We start from the raw sequence: 19,537 nt of genomic DNA on the forward strand, positions 1-19,537 counted from the left end.
CGCGACGCCCTGATACGCATGTGACCTCCCGGATGAACGGAACGGTAGCGGGCTGTTCTGTCCCTGTGACGTGGCCGGGCCTGGATAGGTTCACCTGTTGTGGCAGTGGGATGGGGCAGCGCGGTCAGTACAGGTGAAGCGCGCTCTCATTCAGCACTGGCCGCACCTTCGTGAAGTAGTTCCGGTAGGTGCCACTGGAGGTGGAGTTGCACACGGTCTCGTCAGTGCCGCCGGAGAGAAGACCCAGGACCGTTGTCCCATGAAGCGCGGGCCCTCCGCTGTCGCCGCCCAGAGCGCAGTTGCACTCCGTTTCCGCCTGGTAGCGGGAGACGGCGACCTCCCGGACGTCAAGGCGGGTTCTTCGGCCCAGGACGACTCACACCCGACCAAGGACAAATCTCTGACTCAGGTCACCAGGCGCCGTGTGCCATTGCCGGACGGGCTCGCGGCAATCCGTTCGCGTGGCGTCTTCCCGGCCACGTACCGTCTGCGCATGACCAGGACCACGCCGGCCAGACCGGTATCCGTGGAGGCCGTGTTCCCGGAAGTGACCGCTCACCGGGGCCGGACGACCCGGCTGCACCCCCGGCCGGGGCGGCCCGGCATGCGTGACAGTCATGTCGGCGGGCCGATGCTGTGGCCGGACGGCGAGCCGTGGCCGGTCTGCCGCGAGCCCCACCAGCGCGAGACCGAGGGGTATGTGCCGGACGAGATCCGCAGCGCCCGGGCCGCGGGCGTATGGCCGCGGAGCCGGCCGTGGCCCGGCTCCGGAACGCCGGGAGAGGACGGACCGGTGCCGTTCGTGGGGCTCGCCCAGTTCTTCCGCCGGGACGTCCCGGGCCTGGCGGCCGGGCCCGACGGTGCGGACCTGGTGCAGCTCTTCCGCTGCCCGTTCACCCACGGTCCGCACCTGGAGCGCCGTTACCACCTGCGGTGGCGGCGGGCCGCGGAGACCGAGAGCGCGGAACGCTTCCTCGCCGCCCCGCCGGAAGTGCCCCTGCTGCGATGGGAGCACGAGCTTCCCGAGCCGTGCGTTCTGCATCCCGAAGAGGTGGACACCTATCCCTGGGCGGAGGACGACACGCTGCCCGTCCCGCTGATCGCCCTCATCGACGCGTGGGACGACGCCCAGGCCGCGGAACACGGCCCCGACGCGCCGAGCTACCAGTTCGACCTGTCGATCCCGCCCGGCTGGCGGGTCGGCGGCTTTCCCAGCTGGGCGTCGACGGGCCCGGTGACCGTCGGCTGTGCTTCCTGCGCGACCCCGATGCGGTTGCTGCTGACCGCCGGGGGTGACGAGATGGACGCCGGCTCGCACAGCTGGATGCCGCTGGAAGACCGCGACCCGTCCCTGCAGGGGAAGGCATCGATCCGGGGCGGCCCGTCCGTCGCCCAACCCACTCGCCTCCGCTTCGGCCGGGACCACGACCTGCACGTTTTCACCTGCCCGGCCGACCCCGGACACCCGCCCCAATGGCTGCTCTCCTGAGCCGCTACACGGCGAGGCTGGGACAACCTGGTTGTGCCCGAAGATCAGATTCAGCACCATGGCCTCCGGCACCTGCCGTTGGGCAGAACAGAGGGGGCGTGATGGAGCTGATCAGCCTCTCGGACGGCGACAACAGTTTCCGGGTGCGTGTTCTGGGGCGTCGGTCACCGGGTGTGCCGCATCTCCACGACCAGCTCGACGCCGAGGTCGTTGTCACGAGCAGCTTCGTCAGTGGTCGACTGACCATGTCCTTGTTCCATTCCGACTTGGAGGACTGGTCGCGGGCCTTGGACCTGCTCGCTGCCGGTCAGGACATCTGCTGGAGAGATGACGACCACAGCCCCGAGATCAGGATTCAGCCGTGCAACGAAGAACATGAGACTGCTGCTGTACGTGTAGAGGATCTGGGTAGCTCGTGCGTCTCCGTCTTCCTTCCCATGACTCTCGATGAGGGTTGGATCGACGAGCAACGCAAGTTGCTCGGGTTGGTGCGGAAGGAGTGGCCGAGCGAGGTCCTGCAGCCGGCACCCGGTGTCTATGAGTGGCGACGCTGAACTGCTGCCAGGCGTCTCCAGCAGATGAGCGCGCATCCCAGGGTGACGAAGGCTTCGTGGATGCCGTCGCGTATCGCCCAGCGAATCCGCAGGCGGCGGAACCAGTGCGGGTGAGCGAACGCGCGCTCGTGCACGACAAGAACCGGCCCGGCACGTTCGTGCGCAAGCACTTCGAGGCGATGGTGTTCGCCGCGCTCGCCGAGGAACTGCGAACCGGAGACATCGCGGTGGCCGCTCCGAGGAGTAACACCGACTGGAGCGAGGAACTGCTCCCCCGGAAGGCCGTCGAGGCGAAGCTGGGCGAGTACCTGGTGGAAGTCGGCCTCGTCGAGTCCGGCGACGCAGTGTCGTACGACGCGGTCTCCTTCCGCCGGCAGCTGGAGGACAAGCTCACCGCGGCCGCCGCAGCGGCGGATGCCGGGGCCCCGGACAACGAGGGCCCGGTCATCGACCCCGAGGACCTGGCCCACATCGCGCCGTACCTGACCGAGCACATCCGTTGTCGAAGTCACCTCTCCACTCATACGTGATCGTCATGGCCCGAACGTAGTGATCACCAGCCTCCTGCTGCTGTCAGGAAGGCCTCGGGCTCAGCGGCGCAGGGTGGTCTCCCGCTCCAGACGCAACAGCTTCTCGGGATTGCGCACGGCGTAGAGCCCGGTGACGAGGCCGTCGTCGATGCGCATCGCCAGGACGGTGTCGAGCTCGCCGCCCAGCCGGACGATCAGCGCCGGGTCGCCGTTGACCTGTGTCGGCTGCAGCGACATCGCGGCGGCGATCCTGCCCAGCACGTGGGCCACCTGCTCGGCGCCCACGACGGGTGCCAGTGCGGCCCGCACGACTCCGCCGCCGTCGGTCAGCAGGACGACGTCCGGAGCGAGGATGTCGAGCAGGCGTTGCAGGTCGCCCGTTTCGACCGCCCGCTGGAACGCCTCGACGGTGCGGCGGGTCTCGACAGCGGAAGCGACCCCGCGCGGGCGGCGCGCGGCGACGTGGGCCCGTGCCCGGTGGGCGATCTGGCGGACCGCGGCCGGGGTCTTGTCGACCGCCTCGGCGATCTCGTCGTAGCCGAGGTCGAACACCTCGCGCAGCACGAACACCGCCCGCTCGGTCGGGGCGAGCGTCTCCAGCACCAGCATCATCGCCATCGAGACGCTGTCGGCCAGCTCGGCGTCCTCGGCCACGTCGGGCGCGGTCAGCAGCGGCTCGGGCAGCCACGGGCCCACGTACGACTCCTTGCGCCGGCCGAGCGTGCGCAGATGACTCAGCGCCTGCCGGGTGGTGATCCGGACCAGGTACGCACGCTGATCCCGCACGGTGCCGGGATCGATGCCCACCCACCGCAGCCAGGTCTCCTGCAGGACGTCCTCGGCGTCGGCGGCCGAGCCGAGCATCTCGTAGGCGACGGTGAACAGCAGGGTGCGGTGGGCGACGAACGCCCGGGTGACACTGTCCATGCGGTCGCCACCAGCGACCGGCTCGCCCATGCCCCTGGTCCCGCCGCTCGTGATTCGGTCGTTCATCGCCGGCTCCCGCCCGTTCGCTCTCGACTGCGCCGCACACCAGACGCCGGCCCCCACCGCTTTGTGACACCCGCGACCGGTGACACACGCCACATCACCACGCCGTCACACAGATCGGGCCGTCGGCATCTTGTGTTCGTCCAGTGCAGCAGCGCACGGCACCACGAGTGAGGACGACGTCATGGAACCCCGTTTCAACCTGCTCGACAGCCCGACCGCCGCGAAGGTCGTCAAGCGGTTCTACAACACCTCGTTGGCCCTGCAAGGGTCGACGCTGCCGAAGCCCGTGCGGGAACTGGTGGATCTGCGGGTAGCCCAGATCAACGGCTGCGGTTTCTGTGTCGACCTCCACGCCAAGGAGGCCGCAGCCGCCGGTGAAACCGCACTCCGGCTCAACCTGGTCGCCGCCTGGCGGCACAGCACCGCGTTCACCGAAGCCGAACGGGCCGCGCTGGCACTCGCCGAGGAAGGCACCCGGCTCGGCGACCACGGCGTGTCCGACGAGACCTGGGCCGAGGTGCGCAAGCACTACGACGACGACCAGATCGGCGCACTGGTCTGCCAGGTCGCCCTGATCAACGCCTCCACCCGGATGAACGTGATCGTGCACAACCCGGGAGGCTCGTACGAGCCCGGCATGTTCGCCGGCATGGTCGCCGACAGGTCGAACTGACCGGCAGGCGCAACCCGGCCCGGCCCAGGATCGTTCGATCCGGGCCGGGCCCGCGCAAGCCCCGGACGACAACGATTCACACCATCCCTTCCTGTGAAAGCAATCGTCAGATGGCCCACCAGGTGGTGGCGATCTTCAAGCTGGACCCGGCCAACGCGGGCCGAGGAGCTGCGCCGCGCCGAGACCACCGCGGCGGCGCTGCGCGAACAGAGCGGCTTCATAAGCGCGCGGCCGGCATCGACATCCCACATCAGTGACGGCCGCCCGGCAGAACCGGTGCTGCGGCGGGAGCCCCGCCCTACCCCGCCGCATCCGGACCGGGGCGTCTGCCGGGCGGCCCGTACGCTGTGGCCTCCGACCGCAGGTCAGCGCGCCGTCGATCGGGAGCCAAGGTGCGCAGGTCTGGGGAGACCCCGAGCAGCCGCGCCAAGGTTGGGGTCACACCAGCGACGGCCACCGATCAGCAGCCCACTCCGGCCATCCCGACCATCCAGGAGGCGGACCCCCGATCTCGTGCCCACCGAGTTCGGCGGCGTCGGGCTCCTCGAAGAGCGTCCTCCAGTGCACGAGGTCCGCTTCGCTCACCGGGAAGGTCTGATCCGGGGTGGCCGACCGGCGATGGGCGATTCGAGCACGTTGGGTCTCATGGTCCACCGGCACGTACACGAGGCGGCAGGCTGCCCCCACAGACTCCACCAACCAGCGGATCGCCGACCTCTCGTCACGGGACCAACATCCGAAATCCAGGACCACGTTGGTTCCAAGTCTCAGCGCCTCAAGACCGAGCCAGAGCAGCCGCCCTTCCAGCACATCGCGCTTCCCATCCGCCTCCGGCTCGCCGAACAGCGGAATCATCCACTCGTCCGGCGTCAGCCGCAGGGCGCTGTGCTCCTCGGCGAGTTGCCGAGCCCTCGTGGTCTTTCCGGCCCCGGGCAGGCCGATCGTCAGGAACAACGTGGTCACATCCTGATCGTCATCAGGAGGACCAAGTGCAGGGCGACTGCTTTTCTGCCGGATCGCCGGCCCGCGCCGCGGCCGGGCAGCGCGATGACACCCAGTGAGCCCCCGCCAGCTGGAAGTCACAGGTCAAAAGGCTGGTGTGCCGGTCTGCCGACGTACTCTCGCTGGTCGAGGGCGGCAATCCGCGGAGTAGATCGTTCGTCAGAAGTTGTACGAGAACCTGTGATTCGTGGCAGCTGTCAGCATCGTGTACACGGATCGAGGACAGGGCTGTGGGCTGCACGGCCTGCCGCCGGAGCGCAGCACCGGGCTTTCCCAGCGGGGCCGATCGGGCCTGCGTGTCGTGAGATCCACCCGGGAAATCTCTCAGAACTGCTTTGCAGAACGCAGGAGTTTTGAGAGGTTTTCTACGAATGGCGACCTGGGGAAACGTGATCACCGGGAGGGGTCTCGCAGAACTCTCGCATCTGGTCATTTGTGAGAGTCGCGGACCTCGTACATCAGTGTCCGTCCTCGAAGAACTCAGCCAGGTCTGGCGCCATCTGTGGCAGGGGCTCGGGGTTGATGGCCGATCACGTCGTACTGGTGCGACTCGTACCTACTTGTCGTCTCCTTTTCGTTCTTGTTCGGGCCGCCGCCCTTCCGGCGAGCCGGTCATCGTCTCGACCGGCCCTGGCTCGATGCGTCGGTCGGGGCTGCGGCCGCCACCGGGTGCCGACGCTTGACCGCAGCGGACGGCCCCAGCCGCATGCGCGGATCGCAGAAGAGGACGGTCTAGTCGTCGCCTCGGTGTCCGTCGCGGACCACCGCTAACCCGTCGGCCCGGGTCGTGATGCCCGCCGGCCCGGGTCGTGATGCCCGCCGGCCCGGGTCGTGATGCCCGCCGGCCTGCGTCGGGCCGAAGCGAGCACGCCGGCCGGTCGACCGAGGGTGCCGCCCTGCTCCACCTCGATCGCGACCGTCTGCGCCCCTGTCGTGTCGAGCAGGTGGGCGGCCAGGCAGCCGGTGCCGTTGGCGTTGGCGACGTCCTCGTCGACACCGATCGCCGGCGCGAACATCCGCGCCGCACCCGGTCGGTCGCCAACCGGCGGTACGTACACGAAACAGCCGAGGAGCCCGTACCGCCGGCATGCCGCTGTCAGCCTGCCGAGGTGTGGGCAGACCCGGAGCAGTGCCGACCGGTCGTTAACCGGTACCAGCATGCGTGGTGCGCCGGGCGCGGCGATCCGTGGCGCGTCGGTCGGATGCGGTCGTCCGCGGTGAGCCCGAGCGCGGCGACGATCGCGGCGCGCTCGTCCGGTGCCGGGTGGCGCAGCGCGACGAGGCCCTGGCCGAACCACACCTCGATGCCGGCGGTGCGGCGGATCGCGACGGTGTCGAACGTGCGCCCGCCGGTGTGCCGGCGGTCGTTCAGCTCGCCCAGCGCGGTGCGGGTCAACCGGACGGCCTGCGCGGCAACGGTGCCGTGGCCGCACCCGGACAGTTCGGCGTTGGCGGTGAAGAACCGGACCGGCCGGCCACCGTCCGGCGTCCGCCCCGGGCCGAGGAACGCCGCGTGCGAGGTGCCGGCCGCAGCAGCGACCGCACGCCGGTTGGCGTCCGTCGCCGCCGGGTCGTCGTCGGTGACGGCCGTGGGGCTACCGCCCCGGCCGTCGCGCCGCACGCACGCATCAACCACCGTGACATCCGGCCAGGACATCGGCCCACCTTCGACGCTCAACGAACCGGCAACCGCCAACGGCGTCCGCCGCTAGCCGGACCTGGCCTTAAGCGGCCGACCGAACGCGTCCCGGAGCGTACCGGCCCGCCTCAGCCGGTGCCGTCCTGTACCGGATAGTGGATGATGACCGCACCGCCGGTGGCGTAGTTGGCGACATCGGCGGCCAGCCGTCGGCCGTGCGGCGACGCCAGCGCCGCGTCCATGGCGGCGGCGTCGGCGAAGTCGGCTTCGAAGACCGCGAAATACGGCGCTTCTCCCTCGAGCGCCGCCACGTCGAAGCTGTAGCGCCACGCAAGCGGGCCGGGCCAATTCTTGACCAGCGGAAGGTGGTTGGTCACGTAGTAGTCGCGGAAGTGGTCAGGGTCGGCGGGCTCGGAATACAGGACAACAAGCTTATGCATGACGACCTCCGTCCAGAGACGTCAGCCGGCTGCCCGACTCGCAGCGACCCCACCCGTGCATGGCGTCAGCCATCGGGAGGTTTCTGGCGAACATCCGGAACAGCCCGATCGGCGGGGCGTCCCCGGGCATCGTGCGCGCGAGCCGTGCGCCGGCCTGGTCGGTGCACGGCGGTTCCAGCAGGGCTATCCGCGACATCGGCTCTCCCGTCGAGTTCGTTTCGAAATCAGAAACGCTGGGTGGATGCTAGTGTTTCGAATAACGAAACACAAGGAGGGCCATGCCGACACCGCGCCCAGGAACACCGGTTCGTGGATCGACTACCGGCCGTCCCCTCATGGCCGCGATGGACCTGTTCGGCCGTCGGTGGGCGCTGCGAATTCTCTGGGAACTGCGTGCGGGTCCGCTCGGCGCCCGCGCGCTGCTGGCACGGTGCGAAGGGCTGTCATCCAGCGTCCTCTACCAGCGGCTCCGCGAACTCGCATCGAGCGGGATCATCGCCCCCTCGGCCGATGGCTACGAGCTGACTCGGCTGGGGACAGCACTCCGTGATGCCCTCCGTCCGCTCGACGAATGGGCGGTCACCTGGGCGCAGGAGCAAGAACACAACGATCAGGAGCCCACGGAGACGTGAAGATCACGCCCGACCAGGTGGAGCGGTGATCTGACGGACGCCGACTCGGGACACGGGCTCACGCCGCCTGTGAAAACCCCCCGGTCGCTGTCTCGTCGCCGCGCAGAGTGGTGAAGTCGACGTCCAGGCGCGGGTCGTACGCGTCGGGCTCGTCGCCGAGCTCGTGGATGGAGTATTCGCCGAAGCGCCGGACGTGCTCGGTCAGGTACGGCGAGACCTGTGCCAGGTCCTCCGGGGCGATGCCCACCCCCTCGGCCTGCAGCTGGCGCACGATCTCGGCGATGTCGAGCGCGTTATGGAAGATCACGCGTTCGCCCACCTGCTCGGCGACTTCACCGACTTCCACCGAATCGGTGGGTTCATCCGACGCTCGCTTACCTGGCGCCTCTTCGGCCAGGAGCCGGTCGAGGAGACGATCGCGCAGGTGGCGGCCACCCTCCAGGGTTGGGGCTACCACCCCTCGAACGGCGCCTTCGGCCAGTTCCGCACCGTGCTGGTCCAGATCATGCTGATCAATCGCAGCCCGCTCCTGGAGGACATGACCACCGATGCCTTGCAGCGGGCCCGCGAGAGCCCTGCGCTCCCGTCCGGGGCCCGGCGCGGAAACCTCCATGGTGTTCACCGGGCAATCGCTGCTCTCGGACACGCCGGCCCACCGCCCAAGCCCATCCACGCCGTGATGCCCGATCTCGAAGGCGTTCCCGAGCCCTGGGCCGCGATGGTGGAGCGCTGGCACGACACCTCGACGCTCACGCCGAAGGTCAGAGGCGGGTTCCGGTCCATCGTGGCCAAGGCAGGCCGGTGACTGGCCGCCGAGCACCCCGAGATCGTCGAACCCGCCCAGTGGACCCGCGAGACCTGCGCGGCCTGGGTCGCGGCGCTGGACCGGATGACCGTCGGCGAGCACGTGCAGCGCCGGGCGGGACTCGACAAGCGCGGCGGCAAACCGCTGTCCCCTCGCACGAAGGCCGGCTACCTCACCGCGACCAGGACGTTCTTCAGGGACTGTCAGGAGTGGGAGTGGATTCCCCGCCGCTTCGACCCCGTTCGCGCGCTGGCCACGCCCAGGAGCGTCGCGGCGCTGATCGGCCCCAACCCCCGGGTGATCGCCGACGATATATGGGCGAAGCTGCTGTGGGCCGGGCTCAACGTCGATCCCGAGGACTTCCCGACCAACACCTACGGGCTGTGCTACCCGATCGAACTCATTCGGGCCATCACCTTGGCCTGGCTCTTCGGTGGCCTGCGCAGTGACGAGATATCCCGCCTTCGCACGGGCTGTATCCGCTGGCAGCACGACGGCTTCCCCATTCCCGGCGACTCCGACGAGGTGCTGGCGCGCGACGCCGTTTGCCTGCTGGACGTCCCCACCCACAAGACCGGCACCTCCTTCACCAAGCCCATCGATCCCCTGCTGGGCAAGGCAATCGAGGCATGGCAGGATGCACGGCCGCAGCAGCCGAAGATGCTGGACCGCAAGACGGGTGAGCAGGTGGACTTCCTGTTCGCGCACCGGGCCAAACGCCTCGCGATCACCTACATCAACACCGCGGTCATCCCCTCGCTCTGCCGCAAGGCCGGCGTCCCGACCGCCGACGTCCGGGGCAACATCACCAGCCACCGGGCCCGGTCAACAATCGGCAGCCAGCTCTACAACGCCAAGGAGCCGATGACGCTGTTCGAGCTGCAAGCCTGGCTCGGTCACCGGAGCCCGGAGGCCACTCAGCGCTACGCCAAGATCACCCCGAACACGCTGCCGTCGACGACGGTCAGGCCGCGCTCGACCAGCTGTTGGAACGGCTGGTGGATATCCCCACGCCAGCTGGGGCGACACCCCGAGAGATTGGCGTTCCGGCGACGGCGACGCTCCTGCCGATCGCCGCCGTCAACCAGCGCAAAGGATGAACTACTTGACAAATCTGATTCGGCAGAATGCCGGCTTCTCGGTGCTCGAATCGGTGGCGGACGTGCGCTTCCCGACCAGTGACAGGCGAGACTCCGACGCCATGGTGTTCGGCCACAGAGCCTCCGAAAAAACCCGTTGGCGGAACCACCGCGGCCACTGCTACGTTTCCGGAGGCCGTGCAAGAGAGCGAGGAGGTGGTACCCGTGAACGTATCGACATGGGTGCTCCCCTCCGGGGTCACGGTCGGGCGATAGGTCGTCCGGGAGCGCCGCTCAATGGCACTCCCGAAAGGCACGACCATGCACTTCACTTCTGAACAGCATCTCGACGACGCTGTCCTCGAGCGCGAATTCACCCTCGGTGAGATCCCCGGCATCCTGTGGACGCCTGATTCCGCGTCCGCACCAGTCCCGCTCATCCTGCTGGGCCACCCCCCGCTCGGACTGCGCAAGATGTACCCCCGACTGGTGGCCCGAGCCCGGCAGGCCGCGGCGGACGGCTTCGCCACGGCCACCATCGAGCTCCCCGGAAGCGGCGACCGGCCCCGTTGGCCCGGCGCCGAGCAGGCCCGCGCCGACCTGCGCCAGGCCATGGAGGCCGGCGAGCCGGTCAGCGACGAGATCATCGACGCCCTCATCCTCCCGCTCGTCGACAAGTCGGTCCCGGAATGGCAGGCCGCCCTGGACGCCCTCCTGTCGCTGCCCGAGATCGGCGGCCCGGTCGGTTACTCGGGGGGAGTGATCTCCATCGGGACCCGGCTGGCGGTGGTCGAGCCGCGCATCTCGGCCGCTGTTCTGTTCGCCGGGAGTTTCGTCCCCCGGGCCATGTTCGAGGAGGCCCGCCAGGTCACCATTCCGCTGCACGTCCTGCTGCAGTGGGATGACGAAGGGAACGACCGGCAGGCGGCCCTGGACCTGTTCGACGCCTTCGGTTCCAAGGAGAAGACTCTGCACGCCAACATGGGCGGGCACACCGGCGTCCCGCAGTCCGCAGGCGACGAAGCGGGCCGATTCCTCGCCCGGCACCTGAAGTGACGCCGGGCCGTCAAGCCACCAGCAGACGGTAGGCCGTGTCGGCCAGGATGCCGCCCATCCAGGGACAGGTCCCGGCCCTCCTCGGCTCTCTGCACCACGGGCCCCTGCCAGACTCTCGGCAGGGGCCCGCACTGCCCGAAGCCATGAACTGCTCAACGTCTGCAGAGCTTCGCAGGCTGCGCTCGACCAGCTGCTGGAACGGCTGGTCGATGTCCGCACGCCAGCCGGGACGACACCCCGCGAGATCGGAGTCCCGGCGACCGCGACGCTCCTGCCGATCGTCGCCGTCAACCAGGGCAAAGGCTGAACTACTTGACAAATCTGATTCCACAGAAGCAGGAGTTGCACGGTGCGGATGACCCGGCCGACCTCGCGAAAGGCGGTGTACGTGGCGTTCTTGTGGGAGCCCGCACGCAGCCGGCGCAGCAGCAGCGTGGAGGAGATCGCGCCCTCCCGCACGGAGACAGCCACCTTCATCAGGTGGCGGAACTGCGACTCGATCAGGTCCCAGTCGATGACGTGTCTGCCCGGCTCGCCGAACAGGGCGTCGATGTGGACGTACTCGGCGCTCCGGGTGGGCCGGTAGAACGTGAGGTCCTTCCAGTTGCGGATCCTGGGCACCAGGTCGAAGCCCAGCAGGTGGGCGAGCGCGAAGACCGGGAACGATTGGCCTTGGGTGTCGGCGTGGACGGTGGTCGGCTTGAGTTCCGAGGCGTTCTTGAGCAGGCCCTCGATGATGTGGACGGCCTCCCACGCCCCGCACGGGATGAAGTGCGTGAAGAGTGCGATGTAGGTGTCGGAGATGTGGTGGTAGGCGATGCCGCCGGGCTTTCCGTAGCGGATCGACGTCTCGGGCAGGAGGTTGTTGAGGTAGGTGTCCATGTGGGTGCCGTCGGCGGCGACGGTGGAGCCGTCGCCCCACGCCTGGGAGATGTCGAGCTCGGCGTGCGCGTTGACGACGTCGGCGATGGCCTCGTTCAGCAGCGCGATGGAGAAGTGCCGGTTGGCAGCCAGGGACAGCTCGTGCCCGCTGACGCCGGGGATGCGCTTGGCGGCCTCGTACGGGCCCATGTTGGTGCCCTTGGTGAACGTGGTCAGTACGTACCGGCCGAAAGGGTCCTTCAGCTTCGGCTCCGCGCCGGAGGCCGGGCCGAAGCGCCGCCACCATTCCACCCAGTACGCCGTCCGCGCGGTGATCCCCAGCAGCGTGCGCTCCGGCATCCGGGCCTTGATCGCCTCCTCCAGCCGCTTCGCCGAGGGTGTCCGCCCGTCCGACCGGTGCCGCTTGAGCGACGGGATCCCGGTCTCCGGGTCGATGATCAGACCCTCGTTGTCGGGTAGCCGGCATCCGCTGTCGCCGCCGCGGCGGTCAGCCGGGCCTGCAGCTGCCGCCGGAAGCTCGCCGCGTCCTACGACATCTCCTCGCCCGGCTCCACCAGGCCGACCTCGACCAGGTAAGCGGGCAGTTTCGCCCCCACGACGTTCATGGGGAGCAGCTGGTCGTTCCAGTCGGCGTGCTCCTCGGAGCCGGCCACGGCCACATCTCCGGTCCGCAGCGCTTCGGCGAGGGCGCGGAAGACCATCGCCTCGAAGTGGCGCCGTACGAAGCGGCCGGGCCGGTTCTTGTCCCAGATCGCCTTCTGCCAGCTCTTCGTCGCGAAGGAGACGTCGAGCTCCTTGCCCTCCGCGTTGGTGTCGGGGATGAAGTCCCGGGTGAGCTTGTGCCGCCGCGCGTGTTCCAGCGCGTCCAGGACCTTCGTGTCGTCGGTGGTGGACACCAGCTCCACGAGCTTGGTGAAGTCGTACATCACCGCCCGGTCCTTGCGCGGGTGCCCGTACAGCAGCACCTCCCAGTAGTCGCCGTGGTGCGCGGAGACCTTCTCGATCTGCTCGTACTGCCCATCGAACCCGCCAAAGCTGTCCACCGCCCGCAGCACCGCCGACAGCCCACCGGCCTGCGTCGTCACCGCGGCGGCCGGCGAGTGCAGTGCGGGCGCCACCACGCCGCCGAATCGGGCCGCCACCTGCCTCGCCCCGGCATCCACCTCGATCCCGGCCAGCACGTTCAGCACCTCGGCGGACAGCTGACCTGCCTTGGCTTTCGCCTGCTGGGCGGGACCGTCGGCATCGACGTGCAGTTCATCGTGGAGCCCGGCCCCTGTGTGGGGTCACCCCAGATGTCCGTCACCAGCGCTCATACACAGTGAGGGCGCTCCCCTCACCCCCTCCCGCCACGACCACCAGATCCTGATAGGTGACCACAGCCCCCGCGCCCGCCACCCGGTCGCGGAACGTCCGCTCGTCCTCCTCGTCGCCCGTGGCCGCGTCGATGACGAACATCAGGTCGCCGTTCTTGTAGCTGGGCCTCACCACCGTCACCTGGCCGTCCGCCACGTCGAACGCGTCACCCCCACCGCCCTTGCGCCACAGCTCGCCGCCGGTCGCCAGGTCGAAGGCGACGACCCCGCTGAAGGGGCCGCCCTGTCCCCTCCCCGGCCTGGCGAGAGCGAAGAGCCGTCCGTCCTTGACGACCGTCGTGAAGATCCGGCCGTAGTCACCGACGGCGTCGATCCTGCTCTGGGCGCGGCCGTCCGCTCCGAAGGCGAGGACGGCGCTCAGGCCGCTGCCGTCCGCTTCGTGGACCCGCACCGTCGGCGGATCGGCGGAGACGACGCTCAGCTCCGCATCCGCGTCGACACCGCGCCGGGCGTCGACGGGCACGGTCCACCGTGTCTTGCCGTTCGCCGGGTCGAACGCGGCAAGCGTGGCCTCGGTACCGCACATCAAGGCGGCGACCACCTGCTCCGGGGCGAGGCCGAGGCCGTGCGGGACGCAGCCCTTCGACAGCGGGGCCGTCCAGCGCGGGGCACCGGTCTTCAGGTCGACAGCGCGCAGGCGGCCACCGTCGAGGAGAACGCCAAGGCCGCCGCCGGTGGTGACGACATCGTCCAGGAACGCCGCCGAGACACCCGCGGTGCGCCACAGTTCCCGGCCGCTGGTGAGGTCAATCGCCACGACAGAGACGCAGTCCTTCTCCTCCGGCCTCGCCTCGCGGAATGCGATCAAGGCGACCCCGGCGGCGGTATCGGCACTCGACCCGCACGTCTCGGCCCGGTTGGGCACGAGGTACTCCCAGCGCTTCTTCCCCGACCGGACGTCGAAGGCGGTCGCGCCGTCAAAGCGGCTGCGGACGACGATGTCGCCAACGAGCCAGGTGTCGTTTCCACCCTCGGCGGCCTCGCCGTCACGCGGCGCCTCCCAGACGGTGGTCATCGCATTGAAGGGCAGGTAGCCCGGCATGACGAGGTAGACGAAACCCGTGATGAGGGCGAGCCCGATGGCGGCCACGACGGTCACGGCGAGCGCTGCGCCCCACCTGGCCGTCGGTCCTGGCCGAACGGCGCCCGCACCGTTCGTTCGTTCCGTCATACGATCCCACCCCTGGTTCGGCTGGCGAAAAATCAACAGGCTAGGTGATCTTCGTCCAGCAGACACCGTGCGGCTGCCGCAACAGGCAGCCTCCGACTGCGGCTTCTGCAACCGGCGAGACGTAAGGGGACGGGGCTTCACCCACTCAAGGCGCGACATCGCGACCCGGAGCAGCCGCCGCTCTCGCAGCACTGTCAGCGTGAGATTTGACGACAGAACCTAGCGGGGTTCGTGGGCCGCCAGGCGGCAGGCGCCGTTCGCCGCGCCGCTCGGGACTCCGGCCTCGGTGAGACCGTTCACGCAGCCCTGGAGGTCACCGACCACGCCGCGCCGGCACGCGGCCGTGACGGCGTCGGTGGTGGCCGTACCGGCCTGTGCGGCCATCTGCGTGCAGGCGGGGATGTCCGCCGGAGCGGTCGGGGCGACGGCGACGATGCCGCCGAGCGTGAGGACCAGGCCGGTGAGGACCCCGGCGAGCCGGATGGACCTTCGCATGGAACACACCTCGCCCGCGGTCGTTACCGTGCCTGGACGGCGAAGAGCTGGAACCCACCCCCTTCCACCATACGACCGGCGGCTCCACCCCACACCGCGAGCCCGCCGCTGCGGCGGGCAGACAACAGAAGCCGGCCCACTCCGGAGCCTGCCCCCATGGAGCCTCTGGCCGAACCCGCCTCGCCCTGTCACCAGCCGGTCTCGATGCGGAGGTCTTCCCAGTCCTTGCGGGGGCCCAGGTCGACCCCTTCCGCGGCGAGGCGGCACACCGCCGGCGGGGCGCGCATGAGGGCGCCCGGATGCAGCGGTTCGCCGTTGCCGTGGGTGACGGGTCCCGGGCCCGCGCTCACGCCGTACTACGAAGCCCGGGCCCTGGCCGGCTGATCGCCGTGCCCGGGTGATTGCCGGGCCCCCACCCTTCGCGGTCGGGTCTCACGTCCTGGTGACGCGTCCTGGGCGCGGCCGGTACGGTGGGCGTGCACTCTTACCTCGGCGGAGGCTCCCCATGGCGCGCTTGGTCTTCGGTTCGGACGAACAGCGGCAGCTGCGTGAGGCCGCGCGCTCGGAGTTCCCCGGGAACCCGGCTCTCGCCTATGTGCTGGAGAGCCTCGCCTCCGAGGGGATCGACCTCGACACATGCCGGGACTGGGACGACCTGCGGCTGGAGAAGGGGCTTCCCGCGCGTCCCGAAGAGGCTCCGGACGTTGCCTGACCACTCCCGAGGGCGCCGTCCTCGAATCGTGTTCGTCGAACCGGCCGAGACACAGATCCACGCACTCTCCGTAGCCCGGACCGCCCAGCTCGACGCCGCGCTGAACATCATCGCCGCCGACCCCGGCGCGGTGAAGGCGCACGCGACGGCCTCCGCACTGCGCGACTACCAACACGAAGGCATCCGGGTCATGTTCTACGCGACAGCGCTCGGCAGCATCCTCATCGTTACGTACGTCGAGGTCGACTGATCTTCCGGCCTTCGCCGCCCCTTCCCGGGCACGCCCGTGCTCACCGTGGTCGACACCGACGGCTCGACACGCGACGGCTCCATGCTGGACGAGATCGTCCGCGAGGGCGCGAGGCGGATGCCGGCCGCCGCACTGGAAGCCGAAGTCAGTGCATGCATAGCGGAGTTGGCTCACGAGCGGGACGAGAGCGAGCGGTGTCCGGTGGCCCGCTGGAGAGCCGTCGACGGCTCACGCCTGGTCCCGCTCGTCCGGGCCGGCGTCCGCTTCGGACATGGCCTCCTGGTTGAACGCTCTGGAGTGATCGCAGCGTGACAACCAAGTCCCACCAACGATCTGACATGCGTCCACTCGAAGTCCGCATTCCCACTCCCGACGGCGGTCGGCTCTGGGCCGAGCGCAACGGCACCGGAAGCCCGGTCGTGCTCCTGCACGGCGCCGGCATGGACTCCCGCCTGTGGGACGCCATCGTTCCCGAGCTGGCCCGCCACCACGACGTGATCCGCTACGACGCCCGCGGGCTGGGACGCTCCACACCTCCCGGCAAGCCGTTCAGCGACGTCGAGGATCTGCGCACCGTCCTCGACCACTTCGGCCTTCGTCAAACCGCGCTGGTCGGGTTGAGCATGGGCGGGGAGACCGCGCTGGACTTCGCCCTCGCCCACCCGGAGCGCGTCACCGCACTGGCCCTGGTCGGTGCGTCGGTCAGCGGTCACGTCTGGCCGCAGAGTCCCGAGTTGTCGGCCTATGCCGCGGCCCGGCGTGCGCATGAGACGGCCACCCTGGCCGAGCTGGAACTGACGATCTGGGCAGCCATGGGCCGTACGGCTCCCGGAGGAGAGCTCATCGAGACGATGGTCGCCTCGAACGCCGAGCGGCGAGTTGTGAGCGAACAGCACTGCGTCGTCTCCGCCGGCCGTGATGCCGAACCACACCTCGGAGACATCGCCGCGCCGACTCTGGTCATCCACGGCGACCACGACCACCCGGAGATTGCGGTGATCGCCGAACGACTGGTCACCGACATCCCCGGCGCCCGCGGCGAGACGATCCCGGACGCCGACCACTACCTGCCACTTCGTACACCCGAACGTCTCACCGAGCTACTGCTGTCACACCTGCCCTGACACGCGGACCGCCAACGATCCACAACCGTTGACAACTACTCTCCATGGGGCGGGCCCAGCCGGCAGCAGCCAGTTCGTCGGTGGCGGGGCCGGACACCCATTCGGTGCGGTACCGGCCCGTGGCTGGGCGCAACCTCCCCGGCTGCGGGGGTGCCTCGACCGGCGTGCCCGACAGCCGGAAGTATTCCTCCCGCTCGCGGATCAGCAGCCGCCGTACGGAGCCCAGCGTGAAGTGTCACGGGGCTGCCGCCTGCGGGTGCGGCCCCAGAAGGCGAGGAGCGCGATGAGGGTGAGGGCGCCGGTCCACATGAGGCTGGCGGCCACGGGTCGGAGTGGGGTCGTGGGGGCGAAGCCCGCGGCGAGGCAGGTCTGCATGGAGCCGTACATCGGGAGCAAGGGGCCCGGGAACCCGTGCGGATCGGGGTTGACCAGGGGGCTCTGTGGCAGCAGGTCGAGGTTGCTGCTGACAAGAATGACGACCATGCCCTCGAGTTCACCGGGCAGGAAGAGGGCGAGGACCAGGCCGAGCACTCCGTAGACCAGGCACGCGGTGAAGAGCCCGAGCCACAGGGACTCCAGGTTGCGGGGCGACCATACGGCCGGCGTCCATACGGTGGTGTACAGGGCGACGAGCGCGGCGGCCGAGAGCAGCGAGGTGGCCTTGGCCAGCAGGAGCGGAGTGCGCGGGTAGCCGGCCGCGGTGAGCCGGCGGTCGAAGGGGCCGGCCCGGCGGGCGGCGCTGAAGGTGAGGAAGGCCATCAGGAGCATGACCACGCCGAGACAACCGTGGATCATGCCCACGTGGTCCGTCCAGGCGGTGAGTGTCTGCCCGGTCGCACGCAGCCGGAAGGTCAGCGGGGCGGCCGCGAAGTCTGTGGCGCGGCGGCGATCCACAGCGGGATGAGGACGGCCAGCAGGAGAGCGGCGAGTCTGTTCTTGGCGAGTTCGGCCAGGTTGTAGCGGGCCGCGATGCGGTAGGCCCTCACCGGCCGGCTCCCTTGGTCATGACGGCCGTTTTGCGGCGGAGTTGGATGACGGTGTCCAGACGGTCGGTGTCGTAGGCGAGGTGGGAGATGACGACGGTGGTGCGCCCGGCCGCGCGGCGGGCGGCGGCGAGGTCCCAGAAGGCCAGGTAGGTCTGCCAGTCGAAGCCTTGATAGGGCTCGTCCAGCAGCACCACGTCGGGATCGTGCATGAGGGCGAGGACGAGGCTGAGCTTCTGCCGTGTGCCGCCGCTGAGGACTTTGACGGGAGCACGCAGGTGCAGGGAACCGGGTGCGCGCGGGGCGGGAACGAGGGAGGCCGGGAGGCTTGTGGTCGTCATCGCTCAGCTCCCGGCGCTCACGAGCAGACCGGACGCCCAGTCGGGCATGACGCGGTACTCGTCATGCCGTGTGGTGATCCGCTCCCATTCGTCGTCACCGCGGATCCAGTCATGGATGATGTCCGCGTAACCCCGCAGCGCCGCGCGCTGACTCCGGCCGACGTCCCGTACCAGTCGCGGCAAAGCCCTCTCCTCCGGCTCCACGAGTTCGTCGACCTTTTCCTGAGCGCGCCAGGACGCCTCGGCCAGCGCTTCCTCCCGCGTGCAGCCGCGGCTGCGCCGAATGAGGTGGATCGCGTTGTGCCCGCCGGTGACGTCCTCGTGCCTGAGTGACATGGAGTCGTTCCTCAACGCGACCACATCGGCGACCAGTTGCCGCATGCGCTGCAGCACCGGGTGGTGCCACAGCTCCGGCGGCACCTCGGTGCCGCCCCACTTCTCGCCCAGGTCGTTCTGACCGAAGGCGCACGTCGTGGCCGCCCGCAGCGAGAAGTAGTCCGCCAGGTCGCGGCAGGCGAATCCCGTCGTGCGGCCGATCGCCTCCGTCGCCTGGGAGGAGAAGTACGACGACCAGTGGAAGGCCACACGCGTGCGCAGCGGCAGGGACATCCCCGCACCATCCGGCTCCACAGATCGGCGAAGGCCCGCACCGTCGGCGTGTCGTACGACTGCGGGCCGGTCGCACCGTGCACGATACCGATCAGGGCGTTGCAGACAGCCGCCACCGTGCGGGGATCACGGCCGATCCCACCGTCCAGCTGGTCGTCGAACGGCAGGAAGTACCAGCCCATCATCTGTGCCGCCGTACAGCAGTCCTCGGCACTGGCGTGGGGATAGGGGATAGAAGAAGGCGGCCACTTCGGCCAGTCGCCAGTCGACGAAGTCCTGCGCGGCCCGCTCGCCGTCCAGCAGGCCGAATCTCCGCATCCAGGCGGGCGCGCTGTCGCGTGCCTGATCCAGATGCGGGTTGACCCGCAGGGGCCATGGGATGGTGAACACCACTCCGGTTCGCGTCACGCTCGGCCGCTCCTTCACCCGACTCCCCCAGGGGGTGCGTGAGCAAGATTGCGTCCAGCAAATCAACCCCGGAGGGTCCACTCCAACGGGCGGGCGCGCACGGAAGGCGCCGTGCGCGCTGCAGTGATCTTGCGTCCGAATATGCCGAATTCCTGCACTGAATCCGCAATTCGTGACCTGGCGGTACTTCCGGCGTTGTGCGGTACACGGCTTCGCTACCAGCCCCGCAACCCGGGCACGCAAGACCGTATTCATTGCTCATGCGAAGATCATGCGAGTTCGACGGGATGGAGA

At 69.3% G+C, this 19,537-nt stretch carries 25 protein-coding genes and 3 pseudogenes; 12 read left to right on the forward strand and 16 right to left on the reverse strand.

What is annotated here, in order from left to right:
* Positions 1-493 precede the first annotated feature (493 nt).
* The 3 genes from ABT342_RS33850 (at position 494) to ABT342_RS33865 (ending at position 2,573) form a co-directional block, all read left to right on the forward strand.
* Positions 494-1,489 (forward strand): hypothetical protein, encoded by a 996-nt coding sequence (locus ABT342_RS33850; protein WP_351582274.1) that lies wholly within the window; start codon positions 494-496, stop codon positions 1,487-1,489.
* 101 nt (positions 1,490-1,590) lie between these two features.
* Positions 1,591-2,043 carry a DUF5959 family protein gene (locus ABT342_RS33855; RefSeq protein ID WP_351582276.1) on the forward strand — a complete coding sequence of 151 codons (453 nt, stop codon included), beginning with the start codon at positions 1,591-1,593 and terminating at the stop codon, positions 2,041-2,043.
* 110 nt (positions 2,044-2,153) lie between these two features.
* Positions 2,154-2,573 carry a hypothetical protein gene (locus ABT342_RS33865; RefSeq protein WP_351582348.1) on the forward strand — a complete coding sequence of 140 codons (420 nt, stop codon included), beginning with the start codon at positions 2,154-2,156 and terminating at the stop codon, positions 2,571-2,573.
* 60 nt (positions 2,574-2,633) lie between these two features.
* On the opposite strand, the gene ABT342_RS33870 is transcribed toward ABT342_RS33865, so the two are convergent.
* Positions 2,634-3,566 (reverse strand): RNA polymerase sigma-70 factor, encoded by a 933-nt coding sequence (locus tag ABT342_RS33870; protein WP_502965664.1) that lies wholly within the window; start codon positions 3,564-3,566, stop codon positions 2,634-2,636.
* A 181-nt stretch (positions 3,567-3,747) separates the two neighbouring features.
* On the opposite strand from ABT342_RS33870, the gene ABT342_RS33875 reads away from it, so the two are divergent.
* Complete coding sequence (locus ABT342_RS33875) at positions 3,748-4,239, forward strand: carboxymuconolactone decarboxylase family protein (protein WP_351582278.1); 492 nt, start codon at positions 3,748-3,750, stop codon at positions 4,237-4,239.
* A gap of 438 nt (positions 4,240-4,677) precedes the next feature.
* Here ABT342_RS33875 and ABT342_RS33880 read toward each other — a convergent pair whose 3' ends face one another.
* The 4 genes from ABT342_RS33880 to ABT342_RS33895 form a co-directional block, all read right to left on the reverse strand.
* Positions 4,678-5,202: a P-loop nucleotide/nucleoside kinase family protein gene (locus ABT342_RS33880; RefSeq protein WP_351582280.1), complete on the reverse strand. Its 525-nt coding sequence runs from the start codon at positions 5,200-5,202 to the stop codon at positions 4,678-4,680.
* A gap of 806 nt (positions 5,203-6,008) precedes the next feature.
* Positions 6,009-6,425, reverse strand: a complete 417-nt coding sequence (locus ABT342_RS33885; protein WP_351582345.1) for a PhzF family phenazine biosynthesis protein — start codon at positions 6,423-6,425, stop codon at positions 6,009-6,011.
* Positions 6,338-6,898, reverse strand: a complete 561-nt coding sequence (locus tag ABT342_RS33890; protein WP_351582283.1) for a PhzF family phenazine biosynthesis protein — start codon at positions 6,896-6,898, stop codon at positions 6,338-6,340. The genes ABT342_RS33885 and ABT342_RS33890 overlap by 88 nt, the downstream gene beginning before the upstream one ends.
* Positions 6,899-7,008: 110 nt before the next feature.
* The gene (locus ABT342_RS33895; protein WP_351582285.1) at positions 7,009-7,320 is read right to left on the reverse strand and encodes an EthD family reductase; all 312 of its coding nucleotides are present in this window, start codon (positions 7,318-7,320) and stop codon (positions 7,009-7,011) included.
* 335 nt (positions 7,321-7,655) lie between these two features.
* Between ABT342_RS33895 and ABT342_RS33900 the strand changes: the two genes are divergently transcribed.
* Complete coding sequence (locus ABT342_RS33900; protein ID WP_351582287.1) at positions 7,656-7,952, forward strand: winged helix-turn-helix transcriptional regulator; 297 nt, start codon at positions 7,656-7,658, stop codon at positions 7,950-7,952.
* A gap of 58 nt (positions 7,953-8,010) precedes the next feature.
* Here ABT342_RS33900 and ABT342_RS33905 read toward each other — a convergent pair whose 3' ends face one another.
* Positions 8,011-8,259 (reverse strand): Tn3 family transposase, encoded by a 249-nt coding sequence (locus ABT342_RS33905; RefSeq protein ID WP_351582289.1) that lies wholly within the window; start codon positions 8,257-8,259, stop codon positions 8,011-8,013.
* Between ABT342_RS33905 and ABT342_RS33910 the strand changes: the two genes are divergently transcribed.
* The 3 genes from ABT342_RS33910 (at position 8,248) to ABT342_RS33920 (ending at position 10,892) form a co-directional block, all read left to right on the forward strand.
* The gene (locus ABT342_RS33910) at positions 8,248-8,757 is read left to right on the forward strand and encodes a hypothetical protein (RefSeq protein ID WP_351582291.1); all 510 of its coding nucleotides are present in this window, start codon (positions 8,248-8,250) and stop codon (positions 8,755-8,757) included. The two genes, ABT342_RS33905 and ABT342_RS33910, sit on opposite strands and share 12 nt — an antisense overlap.
* Before the next feature lie 84 nt (positions 8,758-8,841).
* The gene (locus ABT342_RS33915) at positions 8,842-9,939 is read left to right on the forward strand and encodes a tyrosine-type recombinase/integrase (RefSeq protein WP_351582293.1); all 1,098 of its coding nucleotides are present in this window, start codon (positions 8,842-8,844) and stop codon (positions 9,937-9,939) included.
* A 218-nt stretch (positions 9,940-10,157) separates the two neighbouring features.
* On the forward strand, positions 10,158-10,892 hold the full coding sequence (locus ABT342_RS33920) for a dienelactone hydrolase family protein (protein ID WP_351582347.1): 735 nt from the start codon (positions 10,158-10,160) through the stop codon (positions 10,890-10,892).
* 348 nt (positions 10,893-11,240) lie between these two features.
* On the opposite strand, the pseudogene ABT342_RS33925 reads toward ABT342_RS33920, so the two are convergent.
* From ABT342_RS33925 to ABT342_RS33945, 5 genes and pseudogenes are all read right to left on the reverse strand, one after another.
* Positions 11,241-12,113, reverse strand: a pseudogene (locus ABT342_RS33925) (Tn3 family transposase); the annotation flags it as partial.
* 188 nt (positions 12,114-12,301) lie between these two features.
* Complete coding sequence (locus ABT342_RS33930) at positions 12,302-12,955, reverse strand: hypothetical protein (protein WP_351582295.1); 654 nt, start codon at positions 12,953-12,955, stop codon at positions 12,302-12,304.
* 121 nt (positions 12,956-13,076) lie between these two features.
* A complete protein-coding gene (locus ABT342_RS33935; protein WP_351582296.1) occupies positions 13,077-14,321 on the reverse strand; it encodes an outer membrane protein assembly factor BamB family protein in 1,245 nt (414 codons plus the stop codon).
* A 219-nt stretch (positions 14,322-14,540) separates the two neighbouring features.
* Positions 14,541-14,816, reverse strand: coding sequence for a hypothetical protein (locus ABT342_RS33940; RefSeq protein ID WP_351582297.1), 276 nt, complete (start codon positions 14,814-14,816; stop codon positions 14,541-14,543).
* A 188-nt stretch (positions 14,817-15,004) separates the two neighbouring features.
* Positions 15,005-15,166, reverse strand: a complete 162-nt coding sequence (locus ABT342_RS33945) for a hypothetical protein (RefSeq protein ID WP_351582299.1) — start codon at positions 15,164-15,166, stop codon at positions 15,005-15,007.
* Between the two features lie 155 nt (positions 15,167-15,321).
* Here ABT342_RS33945 and ABT342_RS33950 point away from each other — a divergent pair, with 155 nt between their 5' ends.
* From ABT342_RS33950 to ABT342_RS33965, 4 genes and pseudogenes are all read left to right on the forward strand, one after another.
* The gene (locus ABT342_RS33950; protein WP_351582301.1) at positions 15,322-15,528 is read left to right on the forward strand and encodes a hypothetical protein; all 207 of its coding nucleotides are present in this window, start codon (positions 15,322-15,324) and stop codon (positions 15,526-15,528) included.
* Between the two features lie 28 nt (positions 15,529-15,556).
* Positions 15,557-15,778, forward strand: coding sequence for a hypothetical protein (locus tag ABT342_RS33955; RefSeq protein ID WP_351582303.1), 222 nt, complete (start codon positions 15,557-15,559; stop codon positions 15,776-15,778).
* Positions 15,779-15,814: 36 nt separating this feature from the next.
* A pseudogene (locus tag ABT342_RS38330) lies at positions 15,815-15,988 on the forward strand (IS256 family transposase); the annotation flags it as partial.
* Positions 15,989-16,116: 128 nt separating this feature from the next.
* The gene (locus ABT342_RS33965; protein WP_351582305.1) at positions 16,117-16,902 is read left to right on the forward strand and encodes an alpha/beta fold hydrolase; all 786 of its coding nucleotides are present in this window, start codon (positions 16,117-16,119) and stop codon (positions 16,900-16,902) included.
* Positions 16,903-17,103: 201 nt separating this feature from the next.
* Here the strand turns inward: ABT342_RS33965 and ABT342_RS33970 are convergent, their stop codons facing one another.
* The 5 genes and pseudogenes from ABT342_RS33970 to ABT342_RS33990 all read right to left on the reverse strand — a co-directional run bounded on the left by ABT342_RS33970 (position 17,104) and on the right by ABT342_RS33990 (position 19,243).
* On the reverse strand, positions 17,104-17,796 hold the full coding sequence (locus ABT342_RS33970; RefSeq protein WP_351582308.1) for a hypothetical protein: 693 nt from the start codon (positions 17,794-17,796) through the stop codon (positions 17,104-17,106).
* Entirely contained in the window at positions 17,754-17,888 is a 135-nt protein-coding gene (locus ABT342_RS33975) for a hypothetical protein (RefSeq protein WP_351582310.1), read from the reverse strand. The genes ABT342_RS33970 and ABT342_RS33975 overlap by 43 nt, the downstream gene beginning before the upstream one ends.
* A pseudogene (locus tag ABT342_RS33980) lies at positions 17,885-18,154 on the reverse strand (ATP-binding cassette domain-containing protein); the annotation flags it as partial. The pseudogene ABT342_RS33980 and the gene ABT342_RS33975, both read right to left, overlap by 4 nt.
* Positions 18,155-18,229: 75 nt before the next feature.
* The gene (locus ABT342_RS33985) at positions 18,230-18,835 is read right to left on the reverse strand and encodes a terpene synthase family protein (RefSeq protein WP_351582312.1); all 606 of its coding nucleotides are present in this window, start codon (positions 18,833-18,835) and stop codon (positions 18,230-18,232) included.
* A 126-nt stretch (positions 18,836-18,961) separates the two neighbouring features.
* Positions 18,962-19,243: a hypothetical protein gene (locus ABT342_RS33990; protein ID WP_351582314.1), complete on the reverse strand. Its 282-nt coding sequence runs from the start codon at positions 19,241-19,243 to the stop codon at positions 18,962-18,964.
* Positions 19,244-19,537 lie beyond the last annotated feature (294 nt).

This window comes from Streptomyces sp. NPDC000410 (genome assembly GCF_040300305.1).
Classification (GTDB): domain Bacteria; phylum Actinomycetota; class Actinomycetes; order Streptomycetales; family Streptomycetaceae; genus Streptomyces.